At 69.8% G+C, this 13,800-nt stretch carries 13 protein-coding genes; 4 read left to right on the top strand and 9 right to left on the bottom strand.

Annotated elements, in window-relative coordinates; genetic code table 11:
- Nucleotides 1-3: 3 nt before the first annotated feature.
- From mtnC to NKJ47_RS12010, 5 genes are all read right to left on the bottom strand, one after another.
- Nucleotides 4-702 carry an acireductone synthase gene (gene mtnC / locus NKJ47_RS12030; protein WP_254458132.1) on the bottom strand — a complete coding sequence of 233 codons (699 nt, stop codon included), beginning with the start codon at nt 700-702 and terminating at the stop codon, nt 4-6.
- Nucleotides 703-705: 3 nt separating this feature from the next.
- Entirely contained in the window at nt 706-1,272 is a 567-nt protein-coding gene (locus tag NKJ47_RS12025) for a 1,2-dihydroxy-3-keto-5-methylthiopentene dioxygenase (protein WP_254458131.1), read from the bottom strand.
- Nucleotides 1,273-1,366: 94 nt separating this feature from the next.
- Nucleotides 1,367-2,008 (bottom strand): methylthioribulose 1-phosphate dehydratase, encoded by a 642-nt coding sequence (locus NKJ47_RS12020; RefSeq protein WP_254458130.1) that lies wholly within the window; start codon nt 2,006-2,008, stop codon nt 1,367-1,369.
- Between the two features lie 158 nt (nt 2,009-2,166).
- Nucleotides 2,167-3,603: an amino acid permease gene (locus NKJ47_RS12015; protein ID WP_254458129.1), complete on the bottom strand. Its 1,437-nt coding sequence runs from the start codon at nt 3,601-3,603 to the stop codon at nt 2,167-2,169.
- Between the two features lie 84 nt (nt 3,604-3,687).
- The gene (locus NKJ47_RS12010; protein WP_254458128.1) at nt 3,688-5,160 is read right to left on the bottom strand and encodes an amino acid permease; all 1,473 of its coding nucleotides are present in this window, start codon (nt 5,158-5,160) and stop codon (nt 3,688-3,690) included.
- A 169-nt stretch (nt 5,161-5,329) separates the two neighbouring features.
- Between NKJ47_RS12010 and NKJ47_RS12005 the strand changes: the two genes are divergently transcribed.
- Nucleotides 5,330-5,908: an NUDIX hydrolase gene (locus tag NKJ47_RS12005; RefSeq protein ID WP_254458127.1), complete on the top strand. Its 579-nt coding sequence runs from the start codon at nt 5,330-5,332 to the stop codon at nt 5,906-5,908.
- Between the two features lie 203 nt (nt 5,909-6,111).
- Here the strand turns inward: NKJ47_RS12005 and serA are convergent, their stop codons facing one another.
- The gene (serA, locus tag NKJ47_RS12000) at nt 6,112-7,353 is read right to left on the bottom strand and encodes a phosphoglycerate dehydrogenase (RefSeq protein ID WP_254458126.1); all 1,242 of its coding nucleotides are present in this window, start codon (nt 7,351-7,353) and stop codon (nt 6,112-6,114) included.
- A 261-nt stretch (nt 7,354-7,614) separates the two neighbouring features.
- Here serA and NKJ47_RS11995 point away from each other — a divergent pair, with 261 nt between their 5' ends.
- From NKJ47_RS11995 to NKJ47_RS11985, 3 genes are all read left to right on the top strand, one after another.
- Nucleotides 7,615-9,003 (top strand): FAD-binding oxidoreductase, encoded by a 1,389-nt coding sequence (locus NKJ47_RS11995; protein ID WP_254458125.1) that lies wholly within the window; start codon nt 7,615-7,617, stop codon nt 9,001-9,003.
- 113 nt (nt 9,004-9,116) lie between these two features.
- Nucleotides 9,117-9,434, top strand: a complete 318-nt coding sequence (locus tag NKJ47_RS11990; protein ID WP_254458124.1) for a DUF2388 domain-containing protein — start codon at nt 9,117-9,119, stop codon at nt 9,432-9,434.
- Nucleotides 9,431-11,353: a DUF4105 domain-containing protein gene (locus NKJ47_RS11985; protein WP_254458123.1), complete on the top strand. Its 1,923-nt coding sequence runs from the start codon at nt 9,431-9,433 to the stop codon at nt 11,351-11,353. The genes NKJ47_RS11990 and NKJ47_RS11985 overlap by 4 nt, the downstream gene beginning before the upstream one ends.
- 449 nt (nt 11,354-11,802) lie before the next feature.
- On the opposite strand, the gene NKJ47_RS11980 is transcribed toward NKJ47_RS11985, so the two are convergent.
- From NKJ47_RS11980 to NKJ47_RS11970, 3 genes are all read right to left on the bottom strand, one after another.
- Nucleotides 11,803-12,225 (bottom strand): hypothetical protein, encoded by a 423-nt coding sequence (locus NKJ47_RS11980; protein WP_254458122.1) that lies wholly within the window; start codon nt 12,223-12,225, stop codon nt 11,803-11,805.
- 5 nt (nt 12,226-12,230) lie between these two features.
- Nucleotides 12,231-12,797, bottom strand: coding sequence for an elongation factor P-like protein YeiP (gene yeiP / locus NKJ47_RS11975; protein WP_010343353.1), 567 nt, complete (start codon nt 12,795-12,797; stop codon nt 12,231-12,233).
- Nucleotides 12,798-12,913: 116 nt separating this feature from the next.
- Complete coding sequence (locus tag NKJ47_RS11970) at nt 12,914-13,684, bottom strand: SDR family oxidoreductase (protein ID WP_254458121.1); 771 nt, start codon at nt 13,682-13,684, stop codon at nt 12,914-12,916.
- Between the last annotated feature and the right edge of the window lie 116 nt (nt 13,685-13,800).

Here is a 13,800-nt window from a genome sequence, read left to right as displayed (position 1 = left end):
GGCTCAGAAGCCCAGGTCGGCGAAGCTCTCCGCGCGGCGGTGGCCGTTGCAGGCCTCGCCCTGGCGCGGTTGCGGGTAATCGTCGCGGCGGTCGATCAGCACCGTGTCCAGGCCGGCGGCGCGGGCCGCATCCAGTTCGGCGACCACGTCGGACAGGAACACGATCTGCGCCGGCGCCACCCCGATCGCCTCGGCGATGCGCGCATAGCTGGGCTGCTCGCGCTTGCCGCCGATCTCGGTATCGAACCAGCCGGAGAACAGCCCGCGCAGGTCGCCGGCGTCGCTGTGGCCGAAGAACAGCTTCTGCGCCGGCACCGAGCCGGACGAGTACACGTACAGCGCACGGCCCTGGTCGTGCCAGCGGCGCAGCGCCGGCGCGGCGTCGGGATAGATATGCGCGGTGAAGTCGGCATCGCGGTAGCCGGCTTCCCAGATCATGCCCTGCAGCGCCTTCAGCGCGGTGTGCTTGCGGTCCTCGTCGATCCAGCCCTGCAACGTCTCCACGATCACCGCATCGGTGCAGATGCCGCCGCATTCGGCGGCCACCGCGTCCAGCCAGTGCCGCACCTGCGGCTGCTGGCCGTACTCGCGCACGAAGCCGGGCAGGGCGCGGCGCGCGTACGGGAACAGCACGTCCTTGACGAAGGAGATGCTGCTGGTGGTGCCTTCGATGTCGGTGAGAACGATGCGCGGCTCGGTCATCGCTCAGTGCGCCTCGCCGCGCAGCTTCGCCTCGTAGCGCGGGAAGCGCTGGGCGATGTCGGTGCCGGTGAAGTGGCCGACCCAGCCATCGGGCTCGGTGAAGAAGCGGATCGCGACGAAGCGCGGCTCCGGCCCCATGTCGAACCAGTGGTGGGTGCCGTCGGGCACGGCGATCAGGTCGTTCTGCACGCACTCGATCTCGTAGACCTTGCCGTCCACGTGCAGGGTGAACAGGCCGGAGCCGGCGACGAAGAAGCGCACCTCGTCTTCCTTGTGGAAGTGCTCGTCGAGGAACTTCTTGCGCATCTCCTCCCGCTGCGGGTTGTCCGGCGCGATGCTGACCACGTCCACGGTCTTGAAGCCGTTGGCGGCGACCAGGCGGTCGATGTCGGTTTTGTAGGCGGCCATCACCGCCTCCGGCGTGGCGCCGGCCTCGATCGGCTGGTTGGCCTGCCAGCGCTCGAAGGTGACGCCGATCTTGCGCAGTTCGGCGGCGATCGCGTCGCCATCGCGGCTGTCGAACAGCGGCGCGTCGGGAGTGGTGTCGGCGAAGATGCGGAGTCGGCTCATGGCGGCGGGCGAAAGCGGCAGGGGGGACGAAAAGGGTAGCAGGTGCGCGGGCGGCGGCCGTTGCGGCGCTGGAACGCTGTCGCGCCGCGGCCGATCAGCCGGCGGCGCGCAGCTTGCGCAGTTCCAGCTCGCAGTGCAGCAGGAACTCGAAGGCCTCCAGGTGGCGGCGCGCCTCGGCCATGTCGCGGCCCCAGGCGTACAGGCCGTGGCCGTCGATCAGGTAGCCCCACAGCGGCGTGCGGTCGAGCAGGGCGTCGACCTGCGCGGCCAGCACGCTCATGTCCTGGGTGTTGGCGAACACCGGCAGGTCCACCGCGGTCTCGTGGGTCTGGTTGCCGTGCAGCGCCTTCAGCAGCTCATAGCCTTCCAGGCGGATATGCCCCCGCGGCGCGTACAGGCGCGAGGCGATGGTCTGCACCGGCGAATGCGTGTGCAGCACGCAGCCGATCTCGGGGAAGCGCCGGTACAGCTGGGTGTGCAGCAGGGTCTCGGCGGACGGACGCAGCGGCCGGCCGACGGCCTGGCCGTCGAAGTCCACCACCATGATGTCCTCTTCCACCAGCCGGCCCTTGTCGCGGCCGGAGACGGTGATCGCGGCATGGCGATCGTCCAGGCGGTGCGAGAAGTTGCTGCTGGTGGCCGGGGTCCAGCCGGCCTGCGAGAGTTCGCGGATGTTGTCGATCAGCAGGTGCGCCAGCGTGCGCAGGCGCTCGGAATCGTAGGGCAGTGCGTTCATGCGCGTAGTGTAGGGCTTGACGGCTGGATTGGGATGACAGCTGGCGGCACCCAGTAGCGCCTGCTCACGTCGCACCCTTACTCCAATCCCTCTCCAGAGGGATCGCGAGCGGTCGGACCCTCGCCCCAACCCCTCTCCGGGGGGGAGGGGCGCATGGCTCAACCTTGGTCGGTGCGGCGCAGGCGGCTGTGGCGGTAGCCATAGCCGAAGTAGATCGCCAGGCCGACGATGGTCCAGCCGACCATCAGCATCCAGTTGTGCGCGGTCATCTTCGACAGCAGCGCCAGGCAACTGAGCACGCCGGCAATGCAGATCGGCCAGGCGAACGGGATGCGGAACGGGCGCGGCAGGTCCGGCTGGGTGCGGCGCAGGATCAGCACTCCGGCGCAGACCGCGGCGAAGGCGATCAGGGTGCCCATCGAGGTCAGTTCGCCGAGCACGTCCAGCGGGAACAGCGCCGCCAGCAGGGCGATGCCGATGCCGGTGATCACCGTGTTGATGTGCGGGGTGCGGTAGGTCGGGTGGATCTTGGTGAACACCGGCGGCAGCAGGCCGTCGCGGGCGATGATCATGAAGATGCGCGGCTGGCCGATGATCATCACCAGCACCACCGAGGACAGGCCGATCAGCGCGCCGATCTCCACCACCACGCGCAGCCAGGCCAGTTGCGGATGCGCCGCGACCGCGGTCACCACCGGCTCGTCGGTGCCCAGTTGCGCGAACGGCAACAGCCCGGTCATCACCGCGGCCATGGCCACGTACAGCACGGTGCAGATCAGCAGCGACAGGATCATGCCGATCGGCAGGTCGCGCTGCGGCCGGTGCGACTCCTGCGCCGCCACGGAAACCGCCTCGAAGCCGATGTAGGCGAAGAACACCATCGCCGCGCCGCGCAGCACGCCGTCCAGGCCGTACTTGCCCGGGCCTTCGTTGGCCGGGATGAACGGGTGCCAGTTGGCCGGATCCACGTATTTCCAGCCGGCGGCGATGACCAGCACGATCAGCCCGCTCTTCAGTACCACCATGGCCATGTTCATCGCCGAGGACTTGCGGATGCCGACGTAGCACAGCCAGGTCAGCAGCAGCACGATGGCGGCGGCGGGCAGGTTGGCGATCGCGCCGGTGGGCTGCAGCTTGCCGTCCAGCGGCGCGTTGACCAGGGCCGCGGGCAGATGGATGTCGAAGTGATCGAGCAGGCTGAGGAAGTAGCCGGTCCAGCTCACCGCCACCGCCGAGGCCGACACGCCGTACTCGAGCACCAGCATCCAGCCGATGAACCAGGCCGCCAGTTCGCCGAAGGTGGCGTAGGTGTAGGTGTAGGCGCTGCCGGAGACCGGCACCATCGCCGCGAACTCGGCATAGGCCAGCGCGCAGAACGCGCAGCACACCGCGGCCAGCACGAACGAGAGCATGATCGCCGGCCCGGCGTGGTTGGCCGCGGCCTGGCCGGTGATGACGAAGATGCCGCCGCCGATCACCGCGCCGATGCCCAGCGCGGTCAGGCCCCAGGGACCGAGCGCGCGTTGCAGGCCCAGTCCGCCGGCGTCCTCGTGGCTGGCGTGGGGGTGTTTGGTGGCCAAGAGTTGTTTGAGCATCGAGCGGTTCCAGCCGGGCGCGGCGCGCGAGGAGAGGGGATGAACGCGAAGACCGGCGCGGGCGCCGGTCTTCGGGGCAACGGGTCAGGCCTTGGCGGCCAGGCGGCTGTTGCGGATGCCGTAGAAGAAATAGATGCACAGGCCGATCAGGGTCCAGCCGACGAACACCTTCCAGTGCTCCTGGAACGCCTGGAAGAACAGGCCGACGCAGAACAGCGCGCCCAGCGGGCACACCGCCCAGAACCACGGCACCCGGAACGGCCGCGGCAGCTCGGGGCGGGTGAAGCGCAGCACCATCACGCCGACGCAGACGGTGGCGAAGGCGAGCAGGGTGCCCATCGACACCAGTTCGCCGAGCACGTCCAACGGGATCAGCCCGGCCAGCAGCGCGGCCAGCACGCCGACCACCACGGTGCCGACGTAGGGCGTATGGAAGCGCTGATGGACCTTGCCGAACAGCTTCGGCAGCAGGCCGTCGCGGGCCATGGTGTAGAAGATGCGCGGCTGCGCCATCAGCATCACCAGCACCACCGAGGACAGGCCGGCGATGGCGCCGATCTCGACGAAGGTCTTCAGCCAGGCCAGGTGCGGGTAATGCTCCAGCGCGGTGGCCACCGGCTTGGCGGTGCCGAGCTGGGTGTAGGGCAGCAGGCCGGTCAGCACCGCGCAGACGATGATGTAGATGATGGTGCAGATCGCCAGCGACACCAGGATGCCGATCGGCATGTTCTTCTGCGGGGCCTTGGTCTCGCCGGCGGAGGTGGAGACCGCATCGAAGCCGATGTAGGAGAAGAACACGATGGACGCGGCGCGGAACACGCCGCTCCAGCCGAACTCGCCCGGGCCGGTGTTCGCCGGGATGAACGGGTGCCAGTTGTCCGGGTTGATGTAGAAGACGCCGACGCCGACGAACAGGCAGATCACCGCGATCTTGATCGCCACCACGATGGCGTTGACGAAGGCCGACTGGGTGACGCCGACGTAGCACAGCGTGCTCACCGCGGCCACGATCAGCACCGCCGGCAGGTTGACGATATTGCCCGAGGCGACGAAGGCGTGGCCGGTCCACGCCAGCGGCGCGCCGGCCAGTTCCGCGGGGAAGGGCAGGCCCAGGGTCGTGGTGATGAAGCTGATCAGATAGGCCGACCAGCCGACCGCGACGCTGGAACCGGCGAACAGGTACTCCAGCACCAGGCACCAGCCGATGAACCAGGCCACGCCTTCGCCCAGGGTGGCGTAGGAATAGGAGTAGGCGCTGCCGGACACCGGCAGCATCGCCGCGAATTCGGCGTAGCACAGCCCGGCGAAGGCGCAGGCCAGGCCGGCGAACACGAACGACAGCATCACCGCCGGGCCGGCGTGGTTGGCCGCCGCCTGGCCGGTGAGCACGAAGATGCCGGCGCCGATCACCGCGCCGATGCCGAGCATGACCAGGTGCCTGGCGGTGAGGGTGCGTTTGAGGGTGGCTTCGCCCTCCAGACTGCCTTCGAACGGTTCGCCGGCATCGACGTGGCCGGCGGGTTCGATCGGCTTGACCCTCAACAGAGACTTGAGCATTCGGTGCATCCCCAGGTGGCGGTACGGGGCAAATGGCCCCGGCAATGGCGAAGCGCCGGGCCCGCAGCGGGCGACGCAAGCGTCGTACCATGCCAAAGCCGGCCGGCCGCCACAAGCCGCGCTGCACCCCGGGCGGCGATAATGGCCGCCCCTGAATGCGAGAACGCCGATGCCGGAGCCGTCCCTACGCCAGCAGTTGCAGTCCCACGCCCTGCAGTGCCCGGACCAGGCCGAGGTCGCCGCGCAGTTCCTGGCGGTGCTGGACGATGCCGCCGATCCGTTCGTGCGCGCACGCCTGGATGGCCATTTCACCGGCTCGGCCTGGCTGGTCAGCGCCGACGGCGCCCGCACCCTGCTGACCCATCACCGCAAGCTGCAGCGCTGGCTGCAACTGGGCGGGCACGCCGACGGCGACCGCGATCTGGCGCGGGTGGCGTTGAAGGAAGCCGAGGAGGAGTCCGGCTTGCCTGGCCTGGCGCTGGAGGACGGTGCGCTCTTCGACCTGGACCGGCATTGGATTCCCGCCCGTGGCGAGGTGCCGGGGCACTGGCACTACGACGCGCGCTACGTGGTCCGCGCCGGCGCCGACGAGGCCTTTGCGGTCAGCGCCGAATCGCTGGCCCTGGCCTGGCGCCCGATCGCCGACCTGCTGGACGAGGCGGACCTGGATCCGTCGCTGCGGCGCATGGCGCGCAAATGGCTGCAACGACAAGCAGTCGCTCTCCCTCCGGGAGAGACGTCGGGGTGAGAGTGCGGGCGCGTAGCGCGTGCGGTGTTCAGGCTGCGCCCGGACCCTCATCCGCCCCTTCGGGGCACCTTCTCCCGCCGGGAGAAGGAAGCGCCGGCTTCGGTTGGATGCCTAAGCCCCTCTCCCCCCGGGAGAGGGGTTGGGGTGAGGGTCCGGGCGCGAAGCGCACTCGCCAATCCCCAATCCCCAATCCCCAATCCCCGCTAGTAAAGAATGCGCGTCCGCAACGTCCCGGCCACCTGCGCCAGTTCGTCCTTCAACACCGCCGCCTGCTCGACGCTGGCGCCGACGTCGATCACCACGTAGCCGACCTTGGGGTCGGTGCGCAGGAACTGGCCGTCGATGTTGACGTTGTGGCGCGAGAACAGTTCGTTGATCTGCGACAGCACGCCCGGCACGTTGCGGTGGATGTGCAGCAGGCGCAGGCTCTCTTCGTGCTCGGGCAGGGTCACCTCGGGGAAGTTGACCGCCGACAGGGTGCTGCCGTTGTCGCTGTAGCGCACCAGCTTGGCCGCCACTTCCACGCCGATGTTGTCCTGCGCCTCCAGCGTGCTGCCGCCCACGTGCGGGGTCAGGATCACGTTGTCGTGCGCGGCCAGCGGCGATTCGAACAGGTCGCCATTGCCCTTGGGCTCGATCGGGAACACGTCCACCGCGGCACCGCCGATGTGGCCGCTGCGCAGCGCCGCGTCCAGCGCATCGATGTCGATGACGGTGCCGCGCGAGGCGTTGATCAGATGCGCGCCCGGCTTCATCTGCGCCAGCTGCGCCGCGCCGATCATGTTGCGGGTGGCCGCGGTTTCCGGCACGTGCAGGGTGACCACGTCTGAGCGCGCCAGCAGGTCGTCCAGGTCGGTGGCGGTGCGGGCGTTGCCCAGCGACAGCTTGGTCTCGATGTCGTGGAAGATCACCTGCATGCCCAGCGACTCGGCCAGCACGCCAACCTGGGTGCCGATGTGGCCGTAGCCGACGATGCCCAGCACCTTGCCGCGGGTCTCGTGGCTGCCGGCGGCCGACTTGGACCAGCCGCCGCGGTGGCATTCGGCGTTCTTCTGCGGAATGCCGCGCAACAGCAGGATGGCCTCGGCGATGACGAGTTCGGCGACGCTGCGGGTGTTGGAGTAGGGCGCATTGAACACCGGGATGCCGGCCAGTTCGGCCGCGTCCAGGTCGACCTGGTTGGTGCCGATGCAGAAGCAGCCGACCGCGATCAGGCGCTTGGCCTGGGCCAGCACCTCGGCGCTGAGCTGGGTGCGCGAGCGGATGCCGACGATGTGCGCCTCGGCGATGCGCTGCTTGAGTTCCTCTTCCGGCAGCGACTTGGCGTGCAGCTCGATCTGCGAGTAGCCGGCCGCGCGGAACACGTCGACGGCGGTCTGGCTGATGCCTTCGAGCAGCAGCACGCGGATATCCTGCTTCGGAAACGAGGTCTTCTTGGGCGACATTGCAGTAAAGGGAGCGATGGCCAACGGGCCGGTCACTATGCCAGATGGCTCCCTGCTTTGGTGCGCCGCAATAGGATGCCGGGAGACCGCAGGTGCAACGCCGGCGAAAGGTTTCAGGTGCATCGATTGATCAGGGCCCGCACGGGATTGGGGAGTCGGGATTGGGAATGCGTAAGCGCCGCGAGTTGCTGCCCGCAACTGGACGCAGCTGCGCAACGCTGGCAGGCTTGAACGATTGTCTACGCCCCGACCTCTCCGCCCATGACCGACCCGCGCCTGGATGCCCTGGCCCTTGCCGTTCCCACCCTGCGCCTGAAGACCGACCCGGCCGACCTGGAGCACTACGGCCGCGACTGGACCCGGCGCTGGACCCCAGCGCCGCTGGCGATCGCGTTGCCGGCGACAGTGGAGGAGGTGCAGGCGGTGCTGCGCTGGGCCAACGATCATGCCGTGGCCGTGGTGCCCTCCGGCGGCCGCACCGGCCTGTCCGGCGGCGCGGTGGCCGCCAACGGCGAGCTGGTGCTGAGCCTGGAGCGAATGAACAAGGCGCTGGCCTTCGACCCGGTCGACCGCACCCTGACCGTGCAGGCCGGCATGCCGCTGGAAGCGGTGCACAACGCCGCGCGCGAGCACGGCCTGCTGTACCCGGTGGACTTCGCCGCGCGCGGCTCGTGCTCGATCGGCGGCAACATCGCCACCAACGCCGGCGGCATCCGCGTGATCCGCTACGGCAACACCCGCGAGTGGATCGCCGGGCTCAAGGTCGTCACCGGCAGCGGTGACCTGCTCGAGCTCAACCGCGGGCTGATCAAGAATTCCAGCGGCTACGATTTCCGCCAGTTGCTGATCGGCTCCGAAGGCACCCTCGGCATCGTGGTCGAAGCGACCCTGCGGCTCACCGACCCGCCGCCGCCGAGCAACGTGATGTTGCTGGCGCTGCCCTCGTTCGAGGTGCTGATGCAGGTGTTCGCCGCGTTCCGCAGCCGCCTGCAGCTGGAAGCGTTCGAGTTCTTCACCGACCGCGCGTTGCAGCATGTGCTGGCGCACGGCGCGCAGGCGCCGTTCGAGACGGTCTACCCGTACTACGTGGTCACCGAGTACGCCAGCGGCAACGAGGCGCAGGAGGCGGCGGCGCTGGCCGCGTTCGAGACCTGCATGGAGCAGGGCTGGGTGCTGGACGGGGTGATCAGCCAGAGCGAGGCGCAGGCCGCGCAGCTGTGGCGCCTGCGCGAAGGCATCACCGAAGCGGTGGCGCGCTACACCCCGTACAAGAACGACGTGTCGGTGCGGATCTCGGCCATGCCCGCGTTTCTGGAGCGCACCCAGGCGCTGCTCGGCGAGGCCTATCCGCAGTTCGAGGTGGTGTGGTTCGGCCACATCGGCGACGGCAACCTGCACATCAACGTGCTCAAGCCCGACGCCACCCCGCCGGCCGAGTTCATCGCCGCCTGCGAGCAGGTCACCAAGCTGCTGGCGCAGGTGCTGGCCGAGCACGGTGGCAGCATCTCCGCCGAGCACGGCATCGGCCTGGTCAAGAAGCCATACCTGGACAGCACCCGCAGCCCCGACGAGATCGCGCTGATGCGCGCGGTCAAGCGCGTGTTCGATCCTTCCGGGCTGCTCAATCCGGGCAAGCTGTTCGACCCCTGAGTCCGGCGCCGCCGCCGCGTGGCCCGTTCAGGCGCTGCGCCCGGCGGACCGCTAGGCTATGCGGCGCGGCGGCGGCCGTCCCCTTTTTCACGATCCTGCTTGGAACGATTGCGATGACCCGAGTGACCGCGCGCTGCGCCCTGCTGTTGGCCCTGATCCTGCCCGCGTTCGCGCAGGCGTCCAGCTTCGCCGGCTCCTCCGCCGGTTCGGCCTCGGCCGGCTCGGCCGGCAGCTCGGCGTCGTCGGACAGCAGCTCCAACAACGACAAGGTGGTGCTGCAGGCGCGCGACGACGCGGCCGGCTTCGTCGCCAGCGCCGGCCGCATCCGCGGCGCGCAACTGGAAGCGGCGCTGCGCGTGCTGCGCGAGCGCAACCCGCAGGCGCAGCAGGCCAGCGACCTGGAACTGGCGCAGGCGATCCTGGCGCTGTGACCGCGCGCCGGCCACGGCGCCTCGGCGCGCGGTGGCTGGCGGTGCTGGCGCTGGCCGCTGCGCCGCACGCAGCGGCCGCGCCGCTGTCCCTCGACGACACCGGGCTGAGCGCCGCCGAGCGCACGGCCAGCCAGGCCGTGCTGGCCGCGGCGCAGGCGCGGCTGCCGCCGGCCTGGGCTGTGGCGCTGCCCGCAGGGCTGCCGCTGCAATGGCGCGACGACCTCCCCGCGCAGGTGCACGGGCGCGCGCAGGCGCGGCGCCTGCTGTTGAACAAGCGCCTGCTGCGCGACTGGATGGCGGCGGAGGGAGGCGGCGCCGATCCGGCCGCCGACCCCGCACGGCGACCGGCACTGGCCGCCGTGCTGCACGAACTGGCGCATTTCTACGACCGCGCCGCGGCGGGGCGGCTGTCGTCCGATCCGCGCCTGCTGGATCTGGCCGGTTGGCAGGTCAGCCCGATGCGCTTTGGCCTGCGCCGCGGCGACAACCGCTTCACCGAGCGCAGTCCGGACCGTTACGAATTGCAGTCGCCGGCCGAGTTCGTGGCGGTAAATCTCGAGCACTTCCTGCTCGATCCGGACTACGCCTGCCGCCGGCCGGCGCTGGCCGGGTACTTCGCCGCACGCCTGGCCTGGACACCGCCGCGCGGCGATTGCGCACCCGGCCTGGTGTTCGTGCAGGATCCGCTGGCCGAGCAGGCCGCGCTGCTGCAGATCGACCCGGCGCGGGTCTACGCGGTGGACTACCTGCTGGCCGACGGCAATGCGCAGCCGATGAGCCACTGGGGGCACAGCATGCTGCGCCTGGTGATCTGTGCGCCCGGGCGGCCGCTGGGACCACGCTGCCGGCTGGACCTGGCCGAGCACCGGGTGCTGTCGTTCCGCGCCTTCGTCGACGACGTGCAGATCTCCAGCCTGCGCGGGCTGACCGGCTCCTATCCGTCGCGGCTGTTCGTGCTGCCGCTGCGCCAGGTGGTGGACGACTACACCCAGGTGCAACTGCGCGGCCTGCAGTCGCTGCCGCTGCGGTTGTCGCGCGAGGAGATCGCCGCGCTGCTCGAACGCGCCGCGCAACTGCACTGGAGCTACGACGGCCGCTACTACTTCCTCAGCAACAACTGCGCGGTGGAGACCTACGCCTTGCTGCACGACGGCGTGCCGCGGCTGGCGGCCGCGCACCTGTCCGGGATCAGTCCGACCGGCTTGCGCCGGCGCCTGGTCCGCGCCGGCATCGCCGATGCATCGGTGCTGGACGATGCCGACGCGGCGGTGCGGGAGGGATACTTCTTCCCGGCGGCGAGCGCGCACTTCGCGCAGATGTTCGCGGTGGCGCGCGGTTCGTTGGCGTTGCCGGCCCGCACTGCCGACGCGTGGCTGGACCTGCCGGCCACGCAGCGCGCGCCGTGGCTGCAGCGCGGCGACCTGCGCGCCAGCGCCGCCTTGCTGCTGCTGGAGAACGCGGCCCGCCGTCGTGCCGAGCAGCGCGGCCGCGATGCGCTGAAGCGGCGCTATCTGGGCCAGTCGCTGCCGTCCGCGGTGGCCGGTAAGGGTGGGGGCGATGCGGGTGGCGACACCCGCGACGCCGCCAGCGCGGTGCGTGCGGTGCTGGCCGAGCAAGGTTTGCTGAGCCAACCGGCGAGCCTGCTGCAGGGACAGCCGGGCTATGGCCTGCCGCAGGCGCAGGAGCGCGCCTGGCTGCAGGTCCAGGGACAGGCGCGGATCGTGGCGCTGCGCGACGATGGCGCCGCGCTGCAGACGCGCTTGCGCGGCCTGCTGCCAGCGCCGCTGCAGGCGGACCTGGCGCAGATCGATGCCAACCTGGCGACGCTGGGCGAACGCCTGCGCACGCTCAATCGCGAGGGCGGCGGGCTGCAGCTGCGGTCGCCTTCCGTGTTGCAGGAGGGGGGCGGGCAACCGTAGTGCGGCATGCGCGGTTGGTCAGGGAGGCCGAAGGGGGCATCTCGCATTTGGTCGACGACGTCGCGGTCGCGGCTGAAGCTGGGACCGCGACGCGGCCGGCGGTGAGTCCGCGGCATTGGCTGGTTGCAGGTGCAGCCTTTTCGTCATCAAAGGAGGCCGATAGTTCCAGTCGTCGGGACTGAAGTCCCTCCCACAGGGAGCGGCCCATTTTTTCGCCCATCTTTGAGGGAGCGGCTTCGGCCGCGAGAGCGAAGCGCGAAGGCGAATCGGCTGGGGCAGTCGTCGCGACTGAAGTCGCTTCCACAACAAACGCGGCGCAGCCTCCGTCCATTTTGCAGGAGTGGCTTCAGCCGCGACGCGCGAAGCAGGGAAACCGCCTGATGTCGGCCGCCGTCAGGGCTGACATGCACTCCCGCTAGGGCACGACCTTGCCGGCCCGCAGGCCGCCGTCACGGCAGCTCGAGACCGACATCCTTGCCGTAGCGGCGCAACCAGGCGTCGCGTCGCGGATCCTGGCGGTACTGCGCTCGCAGCTTCGCCCAGGTCTGTTCATTGCCGTCGCAGTACGTGTCCATCGCCTTTTCAAGGTCGCGACGCCGCGCGGCGTCGTAGGGTTCCTCCCCGGCGAAATGGCTGCAGGTGTCCTGGCGGGCGACGAAGGCGCGGATCGGCTCGGGCATCGAGCAGAAGCCGGCGTGGTGCTCGGGATCGACCGCGTCCGGAATCGTGCATGCGGGCTTGGCCGCGGCCGCGGCGGCCGGCCTCACCGGCGCGGCGAGCGCCAGCGCCGGCAGGGCCAGCAGCAGGCCAAGGCAGGCGCACTGCGGCGCATGCCCGGCGCTGCCGGCGCGGGCGGCACGGCGCCCGCGCATGGGACTCAGTCGGCGCGGCCGGCGAATTCGCCGGTGGTGGTGTTGACCAGCACGCGCTCGCCGTTGCCGATGTACTCCGGCACCATGATCTCGATGCCGGTATTGAGCTTGGCCGGCTTCGGCCGCTTGGTGGCGGTGCCGCCCTTGAGCTCCGGCGGGGTCTCGATCACTTCCAGGGTCACGCTCTGCGGCAGCTGGATCGCCACCGGCTGGTCGTCGATCACCTGCACGTAGATGCCGCTGAGGCCATCGGTGATGTAGCCGGCATCGGTGCCGATCGCATCGGCGTCCAGGGTGTAGGGGGTGTAGTCCTCGTCGTCGAGGAACACGAAGGCCTCGCCGTCCTTGTAGGAGAAGGTGGCCTGGCGACGCATCAGCTCGACCTCGCGCAGGTCGTCGTCGCCGTCGAAGCTGGCATCGAGCTTGTTGCCGCCCGGCACGCTGTACATCACGAAGCGAAAGCGCACGTTGCCGCCGCGGCCCTGCGGCGAGCTGCGCTCGATGTCGCGGATCTGGTACACGCCGTTGTTGTATTCGACGACGTTGCCTTTCTTGATTTCGTTGGCTTTCATGAGAGCTGGGAATCGGGAATGGGAAATAGGGAATCGGAACAGCGTCAAGCGGGCGGAGAGGAGCAGCGGGAGGGAAGCGCCCTTGCGATTCCCCATTCCCGATTCTCCATTCCCGGCTACTTCGGCGCCAACCGCACCGCGCCGTCCAGGCGGATGGTCTCGCCGTTGAGGTAGCGGTTGCGCAGCAGGAACATCACCGTGTCGGCGAATTCGTCCGGGCGACCGAGACGCGAAGGATACGGGATCGCCGCGGCCAGCGACTGCTGCACGGCCTCGGGCATGCCGTCGACCATCGGGGTCCAGAAGATGCCGGGGGCGATGGTGTTGACGCGGATGCCGAAGCGCGCCAGTTCGCGCGCCATCGGCAGGGTCATCGCCACCACGCCGCCCTTGGAGGCGGCGTAGGCGGCCTGGCCGATCTGGCCTTCGTAGGCGGCGACGCTGGCGGTGTTGACGATGACGCCGCGCTCGCCGTCCTCGCCCGGGGCGTTGTGCTGCATCAGGTCGGCGGCGGCCTTGGCGACGTTGAAGCTGCCGACCAGATTGACCATCACCGTGCCCTGGAAGGTGGCCAGCGGCATCGGCGCCTCCTTGCCGAGCACGCGGCCGGCACCGAGGATGCCGGCGCAGTTCACCGCCGCGTTGAGTCCGCCGAGGAAGGCGCGTGCCGCGCCGAACTGGGCGGCCACCTGGGCCTCGTCGCTGACGTCGGTGCGCAGGTAGCAGGCCCGCTCCGCGCCCAGGGCGGCGACCGCGGCCGCGCCCTTGTCGTCGTTCAGGTCGAACAGCGCCACCTTGCCACCCTCGGCGACGATGCGTTGCGCCACCGCCAGGCCGAGGCCGGACACGCCGCCGGTGACCACCGCGTTGAGATCGGCAAGCTGCATGGATGTTCCCTCCCAGGAAAACCGCCATTTTAGAAGGTGTTGCGCCGTTTGCGGCGAGACGTCGTGGCAGTGGCGCTGTGGGGCGGGCGTGGGCAACGCCGCCCCGAGACGCGGCA

It is taken from the genome of Xanthomonas sacchari (assembly GCF_024266585.1).
GTDB classification, from domain to species: domain Bacteria; phylum Pseudomonadota; class Gammaproteobacteria; order Xanthomonadales; family Xanthomonadaceae; genus Xanthomonas_A; species Xanthomonas_A sacchari_C.
This window is presented reverse-complemented; position numbering and strand designations above follow the sequence as displayed.